11 protein-coding genes are annotated in these 18,771 nt (G+C 71.7%); 4 read left to right on the forward strand and 7 right to left on the reverse strand.

Going from position 1 to position 18,771, the window contains the following annotated elements:
• Positions 1–186 precede the first annotated feature (186 nt).
• Positions 187–2,829 (forward strand): exo-rhamnogalacturonan lyase family protein, encoded by a 2,643-nt coding sequence (locus FHX82_RS33165; RefSeq protein WP_145935215.1) that lies wholly within the window; start codon positions 187–189, stop codon positions 2,827–2,829.
• The gene (locus tag FHX82_RS33170) at positions 2,826–5,735 is read left to right on the forward strand and encodes a beta-galactosidase (RefSeq protein WP_145935216.1); all 2,910 of its coding nucleotides are present in this window, start codon (positions 2,826–2,828) and stop codon (positions 5,733–5,735) included. Before FHX82_RS33165 ends, FHX82_RS33170 begins: the two co-directional genes overlap by 4 nt.
• 60 nt (positions 5,736–5,795) lie before the next feature.
• On the opposite strand, the gene FHX82_RS33175 is transcribed toward FHX82_RS33170, so the two are convergent.
• The 6 genes from FHX82_RS33175 to FHX82_RS33200 form a co-directional block, all read right to left on the reverse strand.
• Positions 5,796–6,314 carry a hypothetical protein gene (locus tag FHX82_RS33175; protein ID WP_145935217.1) on the reverse strand — a complete coding sequence of 173 codons (519 nt, stop codon included), beginning with the start codon at positions 6,312–6,314 and terminating at the stop codon, positions 5,796–5,798.
• Positions 6,315–6,433: 119 nt separating this feature from the next.
• Complete coding sequence (locus FHX82_RS33180; protein WP_145935218.1) at positions 6,434–8,911, reverse strand: LamG-like jellyroll fold domain-containing protein; 2,478 nt, start codon at positions 8,909–8,911, stop codon at positions 6,434–6,436.
• A gap of 36 nt (positions 8,912–8,947) precedes the next feature.
• Positions 8,948–9,931, reverse strand: a complete 984-nt coding sequence (locus tag FHX82_RS33185; protein ID WP_145935219.1) for an ABC transporter permease — start codon at positions 9,929–9,931, stop codon at positions 8,948–8,950.
• Positions 9,928–10,887, reverse strand: a complete 960-nt coding sequence (locus FHX82_RS33190) for an ABC transporter permease (protein WP_145935220.1) — start codon at positions 10,885–10,887, stop codon at positions 9,928–9,930. Before FHX82_RS33190 ends, FHX82_RS33185 begins: the two co-directional genes overlap by 4 nt.
• On the reverse strand, positions 10,880–12,427 hold the full coding sequence (locus tag FHX82_RS33195; protein ID WP_145935221.1) for a sugar ABC transporter ATP-binding protein: 1,548 nt from the start codon (positions 12,425–12,427) through the stop codon (positions 10,880–10,882). The genes FHX82_RS33190 and FHX82_RS33195 overlap by 8 nt, the downstream gene beginning before the upstream one ends.
• Positions 12,427–13,503, reverse strand: a complete 1,077-nt coding sequence (locus tag FHX82_RS33200) for an ABC transporter substrate-binding protein (protein WP_145935222.1) — start codon at positions 13,501–13,503, stop codon at positions 12,427–12,429. Before FHX82_RS33200 ends, FHX82_RS33195 begins: the two co-directional genes overlap by 1 nt.
• A 151-nt stretch (positions 13,504–13,654) precedes the next feature.
• On the opposite strand from FHX82_RS33200, the gene FHX82_RS33205 reads away from it, so the two are divergent.
• Together FHX82_RS33205 and FHX82_RS33210 are read left to right on the forward strand one after the other, a co-directional pair.
• Positions 13,655–14,656 (forward strand): LacI family DNA-binding transcriptional regulator, encoded by a 1,002-nt coding sequence (locus tag FHX82_RS33205; RefSeq protein WP_145935223.1) that lies wholly within the window; start codon positions 13,655–13,657, stop codon positions 14,654–14,656.
• Between the two features lie 48 nt (positions 14,657–14,704).
• Positions 14,705–15,943 carry a cytochrome P450 gene (locus FHX82_RS33210; RefSeq protein ID WP_145935224.1) on the forward strand — a complete coding sequence of 413 codons (1,239 nt, stop codon included), beginning with the start codon at positions 14,705–14,707 and terminating at the stop codon, positions 15,941–15,943.
• On the opposite strand, the gene FHX82_RS33215 is transcribed toward FHX82_RS33210, so the two are convergent.
• Positions 15,846–18,683, reverse strand: a complete 2,838-nt coding sequence (locus FHX82_RS33215) for a glycosyl hydrolase (RefSeq protein WP_145935225.1) — start codon at positions 18,681–18,683, stop codon at positions 15,846–15,848. The two genes, FHX82_RS33210 and FHX82_RS33215, sit on opposite strands and share 98 nt — an antisense overlap.
• Between the last annotated feature and the right edge of the window lie 88 nt (positions 18,684–18,771).

Consider the following 18,771-nt stretch of genomic DNA (forward strand, 5'->3'; position numbering starts at 1 on the left):
CTTCGACGACGTCAACCCTGTGTCCACGCATAACGCGCTGACCTGCTGGAACGCGTTTTCCCGGTAGGCCGTACGGCGGAATCGGGATAGCGCTTTCCCGCGAGCCTTGACAACGCCTCCCGGCCGGAGCTTGAATCGTTTCGGTCCGCGTCCGGCCCGCGCACCTCTGGAGAGCGGAGGCCAAGGATGTCCTCGAAGTTCCCGGTCAGCCGACGTGGTTTTCTCGGTGGCGTGGCCGCCACCGCGGTGTTGTCGCAGCTGGACCTTCCGGCCGGCGCGGCGGAAAGCGCTTCCGTGGATCTGCACTGGCTCGACGGGCCGCCCGCGGCGAGCACGGGCAGCGCGTTCGGCGTGCCGTGGCCGCGCGGGGTGCTCGCGAAGGACACCGCGCTGGCGCTGACCGCGGGCGACGGCACGCCCGTTCCGGTGCAGTCCTGGCCGCTGGCGTGCTGGCCCGACGGGACGGTCAAGTGGTCCGGGCACGCGGTGTCCGAAGGCGCCCGTGCGGCCACTTTCCGCCTCACCGCGGGAAAACCGGCAGCGCCCGCGGCGCCCGTCACGGTGCGCCGCGCGGGTCAGGACGTCGTGCTCGCCAACGGCACCGTCGAGGTCCGGGTCGCGACCGGTGGTACCACGGTTCTGCGGTCGCTGCGGCGGGGAACTCGCGTCACCGCGCAGGACGGGACGCTCGTGCTGCGCCTGCAGGACCAGCCGGACGACGGCCGCCCCGAGGACTGGACTGGGGTGGTGGAGCACGTCGAGGTCGAGCAGTCCGGACCGGTGCGGGCGGTGGTGAAGGCGACCGGCCGCTACCGCCACGGTGGCCGCGCGATCCTGCCGTGGACGCTGCGGATCTATCTCGGTGAGGGTGCCGAATCGATTCGCCTGGTGCACAGCTTCCTCTGGGACGCCGACGAGAACCGGGACTTCGTGCGCGGGCTCGGGCTGCGGCTCTCGGTGCCGATGACCGACGAGCCGCACAACCGGCACATCCGTTTCGGCACCGTCTCGGGTGGAGTGTGGGGCGAGCCGGTCCGGGTGCTCACCGGGCTGCGGCGCGACCCCGGTGCGGCCGTGCGCAAGGCGCAGGTCGACGGCACCGCCACCCCGCCCGTCGCCGAATGGAGCCAGCAGGTCCGCGACGGCTACCAGCAGCTGGCGCTGTGGAACGACTTCACGCTGTTCCAGGAGTCGTCCCGGCACTACGCGGTGTGGAAGCGCACCAGCGGGCGGAGCAGCTGGCTCAAGCACGCCGGCCGCGGGGATCGCGCGTCCGGTTTCGGGTACGCGGGCGGCGTGAGCGGTGGGCTGGGCTTCGGGATGCGCGACTTCTGGCAGCGCTTTCCGCGGTCGCTGGACGTCCGGGACGCGGCGAGTGGCACCGCCACCGTCACGCTCTGGTCGTACTCGCCGCTGGCCCCGGCCATGGACCTGCGGACCTACGACACCGTCGCGCACGGGCTCGATCTGTCTTATGAGGACGTCCAAGCGGGATTCGCCACCCCGCAGGGCATGGTCCGCTCCACGGAGATGACCCTGTGGGCGCTGGCGGCGACCCCGGCCCGTGCCACCATCGCCGCACTGTCGACCACGCAGACCGCTCCCCCGCAGCTCGTGGCGGCACCGGAGACCTACCACGCCGCCGGGGTGTTCGGCCGCTGGAGTCTGCGCGACCGCAGCACCCCGGCGCGGGCCGCGCTGGAGGACTCGATCGACCGCGACGTCGCCTTCTACGCTGGGCAGGCCGACCAGCGGGAGTGGTACGGCTTCTGGCACTACGGCGACGTGATGCACACCTACGACGCCGACCGTCACGAGTGGCGTTACGACGTCGGCGGCTACGCGTGGGACAACGCGGAGCTCGGCACCGACGCGCTGCTGTGGTACGCGTTCCTGCGCTCCGGTGACCCGCGGACGTTCCGGCTCGCCCGCGCCATGACGCAGCACGTGTCCGAAGTGGACACCCACCACAGTGGCCGGTTCGCCGGGCTGGGTTCGCGGCACGCGGTGGTGCACTGGGGCGACGGCGCGAAGGAGGCCCGCGTCGGCGAATCCTTCACCAAACGGTTCTGCTACTACCTCACCGCGGACGAGCTGCTGGGCGACCTGATCCGCGCGTCGCTGCAGGCCGACGAGACACTGCGCACAGTGGACCCGCTGCGCGAGGTACTCCCGCCCCAGACGGCGGCCCCGGCCCGCGTCCGCATCGGGCCGGACTGGTACGCGCTCGTGAGCAACTGGCTCACCGAGTGGGAACGCACCGGTGACGTGCGCTGGCGCGACCGGATCGTCACCGGGATGCGGGACATCGCGACCTTCCCGGCCGGGCTGTTCACCGGCGAGGCCGGCGGTGCCGTGGGCTTCGACCCCGCGACCGGGCACCTGGTGAACCTGGGCAAGGGCGACTTCGACGGCGGCTACAACCTGGCGATGGCGTTCCTCGGCGAGCAGATCCTGTGGGAGGCGCTGGACCTGGTCGACGTGCCCGAGTTCCGGCGGACCTACCTGGACTTCGCCCGCTACGTGCAGGCGCCGTCGGCGGAGAAGATTGCCCGCTACGGCCGGGACTTCAATCCGCAGGTGTTCAAGACGATCTACTCCCGCGTCACCGCCTGGGCGGGTGAGCAGCTCGGCGACCCGGCGCTGCGCAAGCGCGGCTGGGACCAGTTCACCTCGGATCCGGCCGGGCAGCCGTGGCCCGCGCCCGTTCCCGTGGCGGGCACCGGCATCGAGGAGATCCCCAAGGGCGACTTCGCCACCAACGACGCCGCCCAGCGCGGCCTCGCGATCATCTCGCTGCTCGCCGTCGCGCCCCAGGAGGCACCGTGAGGTTCCGACGCCTGCTCGCGCTCCTGCTCGCCGCGCTCACCACGGTCGCGCTCGCCGTGGCACCGGCACCGGCCGCACACGCGGCCCGGCCACCGCGGCACCAGGTGAGCTTCGACCAGTACTCGGTCCTGCTGGACGGGCACCGGCAGTTCCTCTGGTCCGGCGAGTTCCACCCCTACCGGCTGCCGAGCCCGGACCTGTGGCTGGACGTGCTGCAGAAGATGAAGGCCAGCGGCTACAACGCGGTCTCGATCTACTTCGACTGGAACTACCACTCCCCCGCGCCCGGCGTCTACGACTTCACCGGCGTGCGGGACATGGACCGCGTGCTCGACCTCGCGCAGCAGGCAGGTCTCTACGTGATCGCGCGGCCCGGACCGTACATCAACGCGGAGGTCACCGGGGGCGGCTTCCCCGGCTGGCTGTCCACACAGGACGGTCGGGCCCGCAGCGACGCGCCGGACTACCTGGCGGCCGCCGACGAGTGGCTCGGGCACATCGATGAGATCCTGGCGCGGCACCAGTTCACCGACGGCACCGGGCCGGTGATCCTGTACCAGATCGAGAACGAGCTGGCCGCCACCGGCACCTCGCAGCAGAACTACCTCGCCCACCTCTACGACAAGGTGCGGGCCGACGGGATCAGCGTCCCGATCTTCCACAACGACAAGGGCCGCAACGGGATCTGGGTGCCCGCGAACTCCGGGGTGCCGGGAACCGTGCCGGGCAAGGTGGACCTGTACGCCTTCGACGGCTACCCCGGCGGCACCTGCCACACGGACGCGACGCCGGGCAGCCCGAGCGTCGCGCCGGACTGGGGCATCTACGGCCCCGGCGGGGCGAAGGGCGGCGCGAGCGCGTCGCCGAACACGCCGGGTTTCGCGGCCGAGTTCGGCGGCGGCTGGTTCGACTACTGGGGCAGCAACGGGACGTACCCGTGCACCGCCGTGCGGCAGGGCCCGGGCTACGAGCGGGTGTTCTACGGCACGAACATCGCGAACCGGCTGACGGTGCAGAACTTCTACATGACCTTCGGCGGCACGTCGTGGGGCTGGCTGCCCGCGCCCGTGGTGTACAGCTCCTACGACTACGGCGCCGCGATCGACGAGGCGAGGCAGCTGCGGCCCAAGGCGGCGACGATGAAGGAGCTGGGCTACTTCCTGCAGGCCGTGCCGCCGGTGACCAAAGTGGACAAAGGCGACCCGGTCACGCCGTCCTCGCCCGCGGTGAAGGTGTACCACAACGTCAACCCGGACACGGGAACGCACTTCTACATCCCCGTGCACAACCCGTCGAACCTGACGACGGACGACACGTTCACGTTCCCGGTGTCCACAAGCGACGGAAACTACACGGTCTCGTCGCGGCTGAACGGGCAGGACGCCAAGCAGCTCGTGGCGGACTTCGACCTCGCGGGCCAGCACCTGGTGTACTCGACGTCGGAGATCATGACCGCCGTGGACGGAACGGTGCTGCTGCACGGGCGGCCGGGCGAGTCCGGCGAGACCGTCCTGCGGTACGCGCAGCGTCCGCGCGTCGACGTGCTGTCCGGGAACGTGCAGGTGACGTGGAACGGCGGCGACCTGCGGCTCGACTACGTCCACCAGGGTCTCGCGCGGGTGCGGATCAGCGGGGGCGGGCGGGCACCGGTCACGCTGCTCCTGGCGGACGACGCGACCGCGGACACGTTCTGGCGCCAGGACACCTCGGCCGGGCCGGTGCTGGTCCGCGGGCCCGAACTGGTGCGGACCGCGTCGTCCCAGGGCCCGGTGCTGGCGTTGACCGGCGACACGCGCGAGGCCAGTGGCCTGGAGGTGTTCGGGCCCGGCGCGATCGTGCTGTGGAACGGGCGGTGGGTGCCGACCGTGCCCACGCCGTCCGGCAGCAGGCAGGCCCTCGTGCGGTTGCCCGGGGCGCAGCCGGTCTCGCTGCCCGCGCTGACCGGCTGGAAGTCGGCGCCCGGCTCACCCGAGTCGGCGCCCGCGTACGACGACAGCGCGTGGCAGGTGGCCGATCACACCAGCACGAACAGCACCACGCCGCCGCCGTCCGGGCAGCCGGTCCTCACCGCGGACGACTACGGCTTCCACACCGGCGACGTCTGGTACCGCGGGCGCTACACGGGCACGACGGGTGAGCAGGTGTCGCTCACGTACGGCGGTGGGGGCGCCGGGATGGTGCAGGCCTGGCTGGACGGGCGGTACCTGGGGCAGAACGTGCTGCCCACCGGGGTCTCGTCGCCGCCGACGACGGGCACGGCGACGTTCGCGGTGCCGCCGGAGCTGCGTGGCGACGGCCCGCACGTGCTGTCGGTGATGGTGCGCGACGACTCGCACAACGAGGACGGCGGGGTGAACGACGCCCACAAGGAGGGGCGCGGGCTGATCTCCGCTTCGGTCGCCGCGACGTGGCGCATCCAGGGCGGGGTCCCGGATCCCGTGCGCGGGCCGCTGAACAACGGCGGCCTGGCGGGCGAACGCGAAGGCTGGACGCTGCCCGGCTATCCGGACGCGTCGTGGGCGGACGCGACGGTGCCCACTGCCTCGGCCGCGCCGGGCACCACGTGGTACCGCACGACGTTCGACCTCGGCGTGCCCCGCGGCGAGGACGCCTCGCTGGGGCTGACGATCGGCGACCCGTCGGTGCCGCGTTCGGGAGGACATTACCGGGTGCTGGTGTTCCTCAACGGGTGGAACCTGGGCCAGTACGTCGCGGACGTCGGGCCGCAACACACTTTCGTGCTCCCCACGGGGATCCTCGACCCGTCCGGCCGCAATACGCTCGCACTGGCGGTGACGAGCGACGGCGGCGCGGGGAACGGCCTGGAGCAGGTGACGCTGACGAACCTGGGTACGGTCCGCGGTGGGGTCGAGGTGCGGCCGGTGGCATCGCCGGGCTACCACTGACGGCGGCCGGTGGGGCACAACCCTTGCGCCCCACCGGAACCCGCCGAAGCGGCAGTCCCGTCAGAACTGCCCCGTCGAGTACGGGCCCCGCTGTTCGAGGTTCGGGCTCACCTTCGGCTGGCGGCCCTCCTGTCCCGGCACCGGCGTGGTCGTCGGCTCGCGGAGTTCCGCGTCCACCTCCGACTCCCGCGCCCGCGGGTCGGGCACCGCCGCCGCGCCGTTGATCAGCGCCGTGCGGGCGTTGAGGTCCTCGACCACCCGCTCCTCCCGGCGCCGCGCGAACACGCCCAGCGTGATGGCGTGCGCGACCGCCAGCGTGAGCAGGTACACGCCGAGCCGCCCCATGATCGCGGGCATCGAGTCGCCGCCCGGGAAGTGCACCGTGGAGATCAGCGCCAGCGCCCCGAGCACGACGAGGTGGAACAGCGCCGTGATGAGCACCGTCATCGCCGACGCCGCCCCCGGGTCCTCGCGCTCCTGGTCGAGGTAGCCGCGCCCGCTGCGGTAGATGATCTGGCCGTCGACCGCGGCCATGAGGATGCCGACCACCAGGAAAACCGTGTAGCTGTCCGTACCCATGCCGGACCTCCCTCCCGTACTCCTGGCGTACCCGCCCCCGCACCTCCTCGCGCCCCACCTCCGGGTGAAAAAGGGACGGAGGCCGCGCCCCGCAGGGCACGGCCTCCGTCTCTACTGGACTACTTGCCGCTGCTGTACAACGCGGCCACGTCCGCGTCGGACAGTGCGCGGTCGTACAGGTGCACCTGGTCCACCGCCCCGTCGAGGTAGTCGACCGGGTTGCCGCCGTACTGCCCGCGGCCGATCACGGTGTGCCCGGTGGACGCCTCGCCGAGGCACACGCTCTTCGTCGCCGCCTGCTGGCCGTCGACGTACAGCTTGAGCGTGCCCGACGCCGCGTCCCGCACGCCGACGAGGTGGTACCAGCGGTTCGGCTCCGGCGTGACGGACGCCAGCGCCCGCGTGCCCACGAAGCTGAACGCCAGCTTGTGGTCCGCGCCCGAGTACTGCAGGTAGAACGCGCTGTGGTCCCCGCCGTCCTGGCTCACCACGGTCTGGAAGCCGTCGCCGACGGAGTTGAACTTCACCCACGCCGCCACGCTGTAGCTGCCCTCGGTGTTGAGCAGCGCCGCGCCGGTGTCGGCGTACTGGCCGGAACCGTTGGTGGCCAAGGCGGAACCGCTCTTGCCCGCGGTCCACGACGCCCCGCCGACGAGCGTCGCGTCGTGGTCGCCGACGGCGTCCTGCGCGACCGTGCCGGTGTTCTCGTCGAACGGGTACGCCGCGATGCCGTCGATGCCCGGCGTTCCGGCGGGCACCTGCGGACCGGCCGCCGGCTGCCCCGTCGCGCCCTTGATCACCGCGAGGTTCGCCGCCCGCACGGCCGCGAAGTCCATCTTCTTCACCTGCCGGTCGTAGGTGAGGAAGCCGTTGACCTCCTTTTCGACGTCGGTCGTCTGCGTGTACACCCCGGCGGACACGCCACACTGCTGGGCGACGAGCAACAACCGTTGCTGCAGCTGGGCGTAACGCGCGGTGAGCGTGGCGCTGTCCGGTTCCATCTCGTAGGCGAAGCTGCCCGACGGGTCGAACTGGTGGCCGTCGACCTTCAGCCCGAGCCCGCCGTACTCGCCGTCGACCGCGGCCCGCGTACCGGTCTGCATCGGGGTGCCGGGACCGGTGTAGGTGTGGTCGTCGTAGATGTCACCGCGCCCGCTGTCCGGTTCGGACCGGCAGCAGTTCACGCCGGACTCGGCGTCCACGAGCCGCGTCGGGTCCCAGGACTTGACCTCGTCGGCGATGCGGCCCACGTCGTAGTCGCCCCAGCCCTCGTTGAACGGCACCCACGTGACGATCGACGGGAAGCTCGAGTGCTGATCGATCATCCGGTGCAGCTCCGACTCGAAGTTGACCTGCGAGGCCGGGGACGGCTCGATGTCGTCCTTCATCGCCGGCATGTCCTGCCACACCAGCAGCCCGAGCTTGTCGGCGTAGTAGTACCAGCGGTCCGGCTCCACCTTGATGTGCTTGCGCACCATGTTGAAGCCGAGCGCCTTCTCCTGCTCCAGGTCGTACTTCAGCGCCGCGTCGGTGGGCGCGGTGTAGATGCCGTCGGGCCAGAAACCCTGGTCCAGCGGGCCGATCTGCATCACGAACTTGCCGTTGAGCAGCATCCGTTCCTTGCCGTCGGCGGTCTTGCCCACGCTGATCGAGCGCATGCCGAAGTAGGAGCCGACCTCGTCGCCGCCGGACAGCTTCACCTTGATGTCGTAGAGGAACGGGTCGTCCGGTGACCACAGGTGCGGGTTGCGCAGCGTCAGCTTCAACGGCTGGTTCGCGTCGCCGCTGACGTGCCCGACGACGCGCCCGTGGTCGTACGCCGTGGCTTCCACGCGCTGGCGCACCGGTCCGCCGACCACCGCGTTGACGGTGACCGAGCTGGTGGCCAGGTCCGGGGTGAGGTCGAGCCGGTCGATGTGCGCGGAGGCCACCGGCTCCATCCACACGGTCTGCCAGATGCCGGAGGTGGGCGTGTAGAAGATGCCGTCACCGGGGGTGCGCTGCTTGCCCAGCGGCTGGCCGCCCTGGTCGTTCGGGTCGGTGACGCCGACGACGATCTCCTGGTCACGGTTCGTGGTCAGCGCGTCGGTGACGTCCACGGTGAACGCGTCGTAACCGCCGGTGTGGTGGGCGACGGTGCGGCCGTTGACGATGATCGTCGCGTCGTAGTCCACGGCCTGGAAGTGCAGCAGCAGGCGCTGGCCGCGGCCGACCTGCCAGTCACGCGGCACCTGGAACGTGCGCCGGTACCACATCTGCGTCTCGTGCCGCATGATGCCCGACAGCGCGGACTCCACGGGATACGGCACGAGGATGCGTTCGGGCAGGCTCTTCCCGACGGGTGCCGCCTGGCCGGGGTCGGCCTTGGCGAACTCCCAGACGCCGTTGAGGTTCTGCCAGCGGTCCCGCGTCAGCTGCGGGCGCGGGTACTCCGGCAGCGCGTTGGTCGGCGAGACCTGGTTGGTCCAGGGTGTGGTCAGTGGGGGTGTGAGTCGTTGCCATTGCGGGGTGGGCGCGGCACTCGCGGCGGGGACCGCGAGCCCGAGCACGGCGGCGGCGATCGCGGCCACCAGCGCCGCCCAGCGGGGACGGGACATTACGGGGTTACCTCCTCCAATTGACGTGCAGGAGATTCAGGAGCGACGGCGTGCGAGCAGTCGCTGGACGATGACCACGACGAGCAGGAACGCGCCGCTCACCACGGTCTGGTAGTTGGAGTCCAGGGTGCCGACCTGGTTGATCACGTTCTGGATCAGCGTGCGCAGCAGCACCCCGACCAGCGTGCCCACGACGGTGCCGGCCCCGCCGGTCAGCAGGGTGCCGCCGATGACGACCACCGAGATCGCGTCCAGCTCGGTGCCGACGCCGAGCACGGTCACGCCCGACTGCAGGTACGCGGCGGTGAGCAGGCCGGCCACCCCGGCGAGCGCGCCGCTGAGCGTGTAGAGCGTGATCTTCGTGCGGGCCACCGGCAGTCCCATGAGGACGGCCGACTGCTCCGCGCCGCCGAGGGCGAACACCGCCTGCCCGAACCGGGTCCGCCGCAGCAGGACCCCGCCGAGCGCGAACAGCACCAGCGCGATCCACACCGGCACGCCGATCCCGAGGATCGTGCCCTGTCCCAGTTGCAGGAACGCCGAGCCACCGTCCACTTTGTACGTCGTCGAGCCCTCGCTGGTGATCGCGAGCAGCAGGCCGCGGGCGAACAGCAGCGAGGCGAGCGTGACGATGAACGGCGCCATGCCGGTGCGCGCGATGAGCAACCCGTTGACGAGCCCGATCAGCGAGCACACCACGAGCGGCAGCAGGATCGCCACGACGAGCCCGTACCGGCTGCCGTACGCGGCCAGCACGCCGCCGAGCGCGTACACCGACCCGACCGACAGGTCGATACCGCCGGAGATGATCACGAACGTCATGCCGAGCGCGATCACCGCGAGGAACGAGCTCTGCAGCGCGAGGTCACGCAGGTTGTCCGCGGACCCGAAGCGGGGGAACGCGAACCACGCCACGACGATCCCGAGGACGAGCACCACGGCGGCGCCCTGGCGCTGCAACACCCCGGCGAACGCCGCGTTACGGGCGGAGGGGGCGGACAGTGCGGACGGTGCGGTCATCGGCTGCTCCGCTCTCGCGCGACGTAGACCGCGACGACGATGATGGCCGCCTGGACCATCTGCGCGGTCGAGTCCGGCAGGTCGTGCTTGATCAGGGTGGCGTGCACGAGCTGCATGAGCAGCGCCCCGAACACCGTGCCGAGCACCCGCACCCGGCCGCCGGTCAGCGGCGTGCCGCCGACGACCACCGCGGTGATCGCGGACAGCTCCATCAGCAGGCCCAGGTCGTTGGGGTCGCTCGCGCCGAGGCGCGCCGTGGACAGCACGCCGGCGAGCGCGGCCAGCGCCCCGGACACGACGTAGACCCCGACCAGCACGCGCCGCACCGGCAACCCGGCCAGCGTGCTCGCCGCCCGGTTGCCGCCGATCGCGACCAGCTGCCTGCCGAACGTCGTGCGCTGCACGAGCAGCCCGGCGAGCACGGCGACGACGGCGGCCACGAGGACCATGGTGGGGATGCCGAGCACGTCGCCCGTGCCCAGCGCGAGGAAGTCCTGGTTGTGCAGCTGGACCAGCTGGCCGTGGGCGATCACCAGCGCCAGGCCGCGGCCGCCGACCAGCAGCGCGAGCGTGGCGATGATCGGCTGGATGCCCAGGTACGCCACGAGCACCCCGCTGAACAGCCCCGACACGATGCCCGCGAGCACGGCGACCAGGAGGGCCGTGAAGGGTCCCGCCCCGAGGTAGAGCGGGATCAGCGCGGCCGCGATCGACATGACCGAGCCGACCGACAGGTCGATCCCCTCGGTGCCGATCACCAGTGCCATGCCGAGCGCGACGATGCACACCGGCGCGGCCTGCACCAGCTGCGTGCGGAAGTTGGCGGCGGACACGAAGTTGTCGGTGAACACGACGTTGAACAGCAGCAGGACGACCACCGCGAGGTACACGCCGTAGTTCTGCAGCCAGGCTGCCGTCCGGGCGCGGTTCGGCGCGGTGAGGGTGGCGCTAGCCATCGGAACCGCCCTCCGCGATCGAGGCCAGGACGTTGTCCTCCGAGATGGCGTCCCCGGTCAGCTCGTCGACCACCTTGCCGTCGCGCAGTACGACGACCCGGTCGGCGCCGTCGACCAGCTCGTCCAGCTCGGACGAGATCAGCAGCACGCCCAGTCCCTCCTGTGCGAGTTCGTCGATGAGGGCCTGCACCTCGGCCTTCGCCCCGACGTCGATGCCGCGGGTCGGCTCGTCCAGCAGCAGCACGCGCGGGCCGGTGGCGAGCCACCGGGCGAGCAGCACCTTCTGCTGGTTGCCGCCCGACAGCTCGGCGACCTTCTGGTCAGGGCTGGACGCCTTGATGCGCAGGCGTTCCATGAACGTGCGGACGATCCGGTCCTGTTTGGACTTCGACACGAGCCCGAACGGTGACAGGCGCGGCAGCGCGGCGAGCGCGATGTTCTCCCGCACGGACAGGTTCGGAATGATGCCGTCGGTCTTGCGGTCCTCGGCGAGCAGCGCCACGCCGGCCCGCATCGCCGCCGCGACCCGGCCGCGCCGCAGCGGCTTTCCCGCCACCACCACGGTCCCGCCGTCGAGCGGGAACGCGCCGACCAGGGCTCGCGCGGTCTCGCTGCGGCCGGAGCCGAGCAGCCCGGCCAGCCCCACGACCTCGCCCGGCCGGATGCTCAGCGAGACGTCCCGCAGCTTGCGCATCCCGCGCAGGTTCTCCGCGCGCAGCACGGGTTCCCGCTCGACGTCGTGCTCCTCACCGAACGCCGTGACGCCCTCTTCCCTGATCCTGCTGACCTCCCGGCCGAGCATGAGCGAGACCAGTTCCAGCCGCGGCAGCTCCGCCAGTGGTCCACTGTGGACGACCCGGCCGTCGCGCAGCACGGTGACCCGCTCGCACACCCGGTACAGCTCGTCCATGCGGTGGCTGACGTAGAGGATCGCGATGCCCTGCTCGTGCAGCCGGGCGAGCACCTCGAACAGCTTCTCGACCTCGCGCGGCTCCAGCGACGACGTCGGCTCGTCCATGATGACGACCTTCGCCTCCGTGGACACCGCCCGGGCCAGCGCGACCATCTGCTGCGCGCCGACGCCGAGCGTGTGCAGCGGGCGCCGGACGTCCTCGGTGATGCCGTAGTCCACGAGCAGTGCCCTGGCCTCGGCGTTCATCCGCCGCCAGTCGACCAGCCCCGCCCGCGTGCGCGGCTCGCGGCCGAGGAACACGTTGCCCGCGATGCTCATCAGCGGAACGAGGTTGACCTCCTGGTAGATCGTGGAGATCCCGGCCCGCTGGGCCTCGGCGGGCCGGCGGAACACCACCGGCTCGCCGAGGTGGCGCACCTCGCCCGCGTCCGGCCGGTGCACGCCGGTGAGCACCTTGATCAGCGTGGACTTGCCCGCGCCGTTCTCGCCCACCAGCGCGTGCACCTCGCCGGGCCGCAGCGCGAAGCTGACGTCGTCGAGCGCGAGGGTGCCGGGGAACCGCTTGGTCACCCCGGCCACCTCCAGCACCGGTGCCGTCGTCTTCTGCACGTCGGTGGCCGCCGTCATCAGTACGCGTTCCCGACCTTCTGGGCCGCGTTCGTCTCGTCGTAGGAGTCGTCACTGATCACGATGCTCGCCGGGATCGGCTGGCCGTCCTCGAACTGCTGCAGCGTCTGGAACGCGAGCGGGCCGAACCGCGGGTTGGACTCGATGACCGCGTTGTAGCTGCCGTCGGCGATGAGCTGCACCGCGTTGCGGGTGCCGTCGACGGAGACCACCTTGACGTCCTTGCCCGGGGTCTTGCCCGCGGTGCGCAGCGCGTTGACGGCGCCGATGCCCATCTCGTCGTTCTCCGCGTACACCGCGGTGAGGTCGGGGTGGCTCTGGATCAGCTGCTCCATCACCGCCTGGCCCTTCGAGCGGTCGAAGTCGCCGGTCTGCTCGGCCACCACGCTGAGCCCGGACGTCTTGGCCAGCTCGTCCTTGAAGCCCTGCGTGCGGTCGGTGGTCACGTTGTTGCCCGACGAGCCGAGCAGGATCGCGACCTTGCCGCTGCCGCCGGTGACGCGGGCCATCTCCTGCGCGGCACGCTGGCCCTGCTTCACGAAGTCGGAGCCGATGAAGGTCAGGTAGTCGGTGCACGGCTGCGAGGTCACCTTGCGGTCGACGGTGACCACCGGCACCTTCTTCGCCTTCGCCGCGTCGAGCGCGGGCTGCAGCCCGTCGGAGTTCAGCGGCGCGACGACGAGCAGCTGGGCGCCGCGGTCGAGCAGCGACTTGATGTCGCTGATCTGCTTGTTCAGGTCGCTCTGGGCGTTGGTGGTGAGCAGGTGGTCGGCGGGGATGCCGAGCTTGGCGGCCTCGTCGCGGATCGACTGCGTCTCGGCGATCCGGAACGGGTTGGCCTCCTTCTCCGACTGGGAGAAGCCGATGATCGCGGTCTTCGGGTCGATCTTGGGATAGCCGGTCTGGGTCAGCGTGCAGCCCCCGCTCGTCGGCGCCGTCGAGGCCGCGGACGCGGCGGGGCCGCTGCCGGAGGACTGCGCGGCGGGGGTCTCTTCGCGGCTGGTGCAGGCGGCGAGGGTGAGCGCGGCGGCGGCCGCGGTGACCAGGACCAGTCGGGGACTGCGGGACAGGGACACGGGTACTCCTCGGGCAGCTTCGTCGGGGCCCGCTCCATTCGGGTGACTTGGATCACCCGGGGAGCCTGCGCTAGTTTTACATCGTTGGAACAACGTTGTAAACCGGCCGGACGACTACTGTTCGGACGTCGGCGACGCGAAGGGACCGCCCGTGGCCGTGACACTCAAGGACGTCGCCCGGCTCGCCGGAGTGTCGGTGAAGACGGTGTCGAACGTCGTCAACGGCTACGCGTTCGTCAAGCCGGAGAACCGCCGCCGCGTGGAGGAGGCGCTGGCCGCCACCGGGTACCGGCCCAACCTCGGGGCGCGGAACCTGCGCCGCGGCCGCACCGGGTTCCTGGCGCTGATGGTGCCGGAGCTGAACATCCCGTACTTCGGCGAGCTGGCGGGTCTCGTGCTGACCGCGGCGCAGAAGCTCGGCTGGAGTGTCCTCATCGAACAGACACAAGGGACTCGCGAGCGGGAACGGGAGACGCTCGCGTCCCTCGGCCCGCACCTCGTGGACGGCGCTCTGGTGCATCCCGAGGCGTTGCGCGCGGGTGACTTCCGGGACGCCGCGGGCGGAATTCCCCTGGTACTGCTGGGTGAGCACGCGGTGGACGTGCCCATCGACCGGGTGGCCATCGACAACGTGCTGGCCGCGCGGACGGCGGTGGCGCACCTGGCGGGGCTCGGGCGGCGGCGCATCGCCGCGATCGGCCGCAACCCCGCGCGTGGCACGAGCGAGCAGCGCATGGCGGGCTACCGGGAAGCGCTTTCCGATGCCCATCTGTCCTATGTGGAGGAGCTGGTGGCCCCGGCGGAGAAGTACCACCGGGCGTACGGCGCGGCGGCCATGCAGGCACTGCTGGACCTGCCCGAGCCGCCGGACGCGGTGTTCTGCTTCAACGACCTCCTGGCGATCGGGGCCCTGCGCGCGGTGGCGGAGCGCGGGCTGCGGGTGCCCGGCGACGTGGCCATCGTGGGTTTCGACAACAACGAGGAAAGCGCTTTCAGCGTGCCCGCGCTGACCACGATCGCCCCGGACAAGGCGGCGCTCGCCGAGGCCGCGATCGACCTCGTGTGCCGCCGCATCACCGGCGAGACCGCCACGCCGCCACAGACCGTGCAGACACCGTTCGCACTGGAGGTCCGGGAGAGCACGACGGGCTGACCCGTTCGGCGGTGTCCTGCCCTCCCCCGCCTTGAGGACCCTGGCCCGATGGGCACACGCAAGCTCGACCGCGGCACCCCGGCCTCGACCTGCCCGGTCACCCGCGCGCACGACGGCACGTGGCAGGTCCGCGGCTACGACGAGGCCCGCGAACTGCTGCGCAGCACCGAAACCCGGCAGGCGGGCCTCGGCGTGGAGACCGTCTCGAAACTGCCCCGGCGGGTCCGCCGCCCGGTGCTCTACCGCGACGGGCCGGAGCACCGCGAGGACCGGCGGCAGACCGCGCGGTTCTTCACGCCCCGTCGCGTCGACGAGCACTACCGGCCGATCATGGTCGAGATCGCCGAGCGGGAGGTGGCCGGGCTGCGCGCGGCGGGCCGCGCCGAGCTGTCCGACCTGAGCTTCGCCCTGGCGATCGACGTCGTCCGCGCGGTCCTCGGCCTCACCGCGAGCAGGCCGGGCATCCGGCGGCGGCTGGAGCGGTTCTTCCCCGAGAAGTTCGGCCGCCCGGGATTCACCAGCCTGCACGGGCTGTACTGGACGTTCCGCCAGAACGCCAACTGGCTGCGCATCTACCTCGCCGACGTGCGCCCGGCGCTGCGCGCGCGGCGCCGGGAGCCGCGGGACGACCTGATCTCGCACCTGCTCGCCCAGGGCTGCACCGCGGCCGAGGTCCTCGGCGAGTGCCTGACGTTCGCCGCCGCCGGCATGGTCACCACGCGTGAGTTCGTCTGCGTCGCCGCGTGGCACCTCACGAGCGACCCCGCGCTCCTCGCCCGCTACCGCGCCGCCGGCGAGCCCGAGCGGCTGGCGATCCTGCACGAGATCCTCCGCCTGGAGCCGGTGATCGCCCGGATCACCCGCCGCACCACGGCCCCGCTGACGCTCGGCGACGTGGCCGTGCCCCCGGGTGAGCGGGTGGAGGTGCTCGTCGACGAGGCGAACACCGACCCGGCCGCCGTCGGCGAGCAGCCCCTCACCCTGCGCCCGGACCGCACCGTCCCGAACCCCGCCGGACTGTCCTTCGGGGACGGGCCGCATCGGTGCCCGGGCGCGCCGATCGCGATCCTGGAGACCGACGTCCTGCTCACCCGGCTGTTCGCGCTCGACGGGTTCCGGCTCGAAGGCGAACCGCGCGTGACCCACCGGGAGGAGATCAGCGGCTACGAAATCCGCGGCCTGGCCGCCGTCACCGGTCCCGCACCTCCAGCAGCCGCACCGGGCCCAGCAGCCCGGACGCCACCGGCTGCCAGTTCTGCGGAGCCGCCCCCGACCGCCAGCTCATGAAGAAGTTCGTCTTGAGCTGGCCTCGCTGAGCCAGGTCACGCACCTTGTTCGCGGCGAGGTTGGTGACGTCGAGCTCCAGCACGTTGCGGCCCTCCCGCAGCGCCCGGCCGACGGGTAGCCGGAACGGCAGCGACCAGGCGGTGCCCAGGTCGCGGCCGTTGAGCCGGACCCGTGCGCTCTCCCGCACGTCCCCGAGGTCGAGCAGCCAGTCGCGCCCGGCGTCGGCACGGGTGACGGGAAACTCCAGGCGGTAGTTCCCGGTGCCGGAGAAAGCGCTTTCACCCAAGTCCGGCCATGACTTCAGGTCGGTCAGCTCGTGCGTGGCGCCGGCCAGCCGAAGCGTCCACGTCCCCTGCACGGGCACCTCGCGCCCGGTCGGCACCACCGCGGACAGCACGGGCGCGGTGATCCGGCGGCGGTCGAAGGTGCGCAGAATGATCGACTCGCCGGGTTCGAGGTTCACCCGGACCTGCTGCTGCCCGCGGACCCGCCGGACGGGCGCGAGGCCGTTCGTGTCGTGCAGCGGGTCGAGTGCACCGACCGATACGGCGTCGGCGCCGAGCGGGAACCAGCCGTCCACGCGGTTCGCGGTGGCGTTGACGAGGAAGTAGTGCCGTCCCTCGTCGTGCCGCCGCCGCAGCACGCGCAACCCGGTGTCGGCAAGGGGTTCACGCACCGCTCCGGCGTGGGTGAGCGCCTTGTCGAGGTTCGCGTCATCGGTCACGACCGCCGCGCGACGACGCAGCACGGACTTCAGCGACGCCAGCGTCCGGCGGCGCTCGTCGAGCGAGGCGAGGCCGGGCACGTCGGCGGGCAGGTCCCCGGCGAACACCACGGCGGCGCCCGCGGCGGCCAGGTCGCGCAGCTTGCGCACGGTGTCCAGCGGCATCAGCCGGGCACCGGGCACGACGACGACCGAGTACCGGCTCTGTCCATTGCGGACTCCGGAGCGGTCGGCGCGGAACTCCGCGAGCTGCCGGTCGGACACCCAGTCGAACTGCCAGCCGCGGGTTTCCAGCCCCTCGGCCACCTTTCCGGCGCCCGTCGGATGGTTGTAGATCCACGCGCCCTGCCACGTGAAGTCCGGCGTCAGCTCGGGGTTCTCGGCGCCCGAGCCGAGGCCCGCGTCCGGCTGCGCCCACAGGTCGTGCTGCGGCCAGTAGACGAGCACGTCGTTGTCGTGCGCCCCGTCCTGCAGCACCGACTGGCAGCGCGTGATGTAGCCGGTCAGCTCGCTCACGTCGGACCAGATCGTGTTGGCGGGCTTGAGTTCCGTGGCCGCGTAGAACGAGAAGCCCGGCCACGGCGCGTCTTCGGGCGAGTAGGCGGTGCCGTGGAAGACGACGTGGTTGACCCCGGCGGCGAACAGCAGGTCCACGGTGGGCTTCGCCTGCGACAGCGACACGTGGTAGTGCTCGTCGCGCCAGGTCAGGGTTTCCGCACCGACCAGCGGTTTTCCACGCAGATGCGCCGGGGACGCGGCGAACCGCCAGGACAGCGAGCGCGGCGGCAGACCGGTGCCCGCGCCCTGCCGCAGCCCCGGGATCGGGACGATCTCGCCGCCGGTGTACTCGGTTTCCGGGATGTCCGCGGCGCCGTAGATGTCGAGCAGGTTCGCCGGGGAGCCGTGGGCCTGGTTGCGGGTGAGCCAGCCGCGTTGCGCGCTCCACCGCGCCCACGGCTGGGCGAAGCGGCCGAGGAACAGGTCGGAGAACGTCTCGCGCACGTCCGACAGCACGCGGGCGCGCGTGTCGGCGTCCCCGGCGCCACTGAAGATCTCGGGCAGGTGCGGGACGAGGTCGTAGCCGCGCAGCTTCGCGAAGTCCTCGATCGCGGTGCTGGTCCAGTCCATTCGCTCCAGCTCGAACGAGTCGTGGAACAGCGCACGGATTCCCTTCCGGGCGCCGATCGCGCCGCCGAAGTGGTCGAGGTGGTGCTGGATCGCGCCGGCGGCGAAGTAGTCGGCCAGCAGCCCCTTGCCGCCCGGCCCGGCCCGTTCGACGCGCTTGAGCACGAGGCCGCTGAACACCGCGGTCAGCTGCCAGTTCCCGGCGGGCGCGGTCCAGTCGAGGGTGCCGTCGGCCCGGACGGCGGCGGTGAGGTCGAGTGTGTTGCCGCTGCCGGTTTCCCTCGCCACGAGTGCGGCCAGTGGCGGGTCCGGCACGGGGTCCATCGGGGGGCGCAGGTCGGGGCGGGACAGCTTCTCCTCGTCGACGAGCCCGGGGTGCGGCGGCTGGACCGTGCGCACCGGTTCGGCCAGTCGCTGCCCGCCGCTCAGTGCCCACTGCCCGACCAGCGCGCGCCCGGCGCTGAGCTGCGGGGAGATCCAGGGGCCGCCGAACGTCCAGCCCGAGCCGGTGGTCAGGTCGACGCCGAGGCCGTGCTCGCGGGCGTGCCGGATAGTGGCGTCGAGCGCGGCGAGCCACTGCGGGCTCAGGTAGGGCAGGACCCGGTCCTCGTAGCCCTGCGCCTCGTAGATGGGCTGGACCTCGACGCCGCCGAAGCCTGCGTTCGCGAACTCGCTCAGGTGCCGGGCCAGTCCTTCGTCGGTGACCGCACTGCCGAGCCACCACCAGCGGGTCCACGGCCGCGTCTGGGCGCTGACGGCACCCCACCCGAGCGCGGCTGCTTCGGCTGCTTCGGAGGCCGCGGCCTCCGGGACGGTCCCGAAGAGCCGCCCGCCCGCCGCGGCCACCGCCACCACCATCGAACCGCGCAGCACATCCCGCCGGCGCATCATCGCAGCACTCCTCGTCGAGTCGGTCAGCTTTCCGTCCGACGTTTTCAAGAAGTCGGCGCGATGGGCAACGAATTGACCGGAACCGGCC

Origin of the sequence: Amycolatopsis bartoniae (assembly GCF_014191255.1) — a bacterium.
Lineage (GTDB): Bacteria > Actinomycetota > Actinomycetes > Mycobacteriales > Pseudonocardiaceae > Amycolatopsis_E > Amycolatopsis_E bartoniae.

Excerpts from the sequence above, each read along its gene's own strand:
- FHX82_RS33165 (WP_145935215.1), top strand. The coding sequence starts at position 187 with ATGTCCTCGAAGTTCCCGGTCAGCCGACGTGGTTTTCTCGGTGGCGTG.
- FHX82_RS33175 (WP_145935217.1), bottom strand. The coding sequence starts at position 6,314 with ATGGGTACGGACAGCTACACGGTTTTCCTGGTGGTCGGCATCCTCATG.
- FHX82_RS33180 (WP_145935218.1), bottom strand. The coding sequence starts at position 8,911 with ATGTCCCGTCCCCGCTGGGCGGCGCTGGTGGCCGCGATCGCCGCCGCC.
- FHX82_RS33185 (WP_145935219.1), bottom strand. The coding sequence starts at position 9,931 with ATGACCGCACCGTCCGCACTGTCCGCCCCCTCCGCCCGTAACGCGGCG.
- FHX82_RS33190 (WP_145935220.1), bottom strand. The coding sequence starts at position 10,887 with ATGGCTAGCGCCACCCTCACCGCGCCGAACCGCGCCCGGACGGCAGCC.
- FHX82_RS33195 (WP_145935221.1), bottom strand. The coding sequence starts at position 12,427 with ATGACGGCGGCCACCGACGTGCAGAAGACGACGGCACCGGTGCTGGAG.
- FHX82_RS33210 (WP_145935224.1), top strand. The coding sequence starts at position 14,705 with ATGGGCACACGCAAGCTCGACCGCGGCACCCCGGCCTCGACCTGCCCG.
- FHX82_RS33215 (WP_145935225.1), bottom strand. The coding sequence starts at position 18,683 with ATGATGCGCCGGCGGGATGTGCTGCGCGGTTCGATGGTGGTGGCGGTG.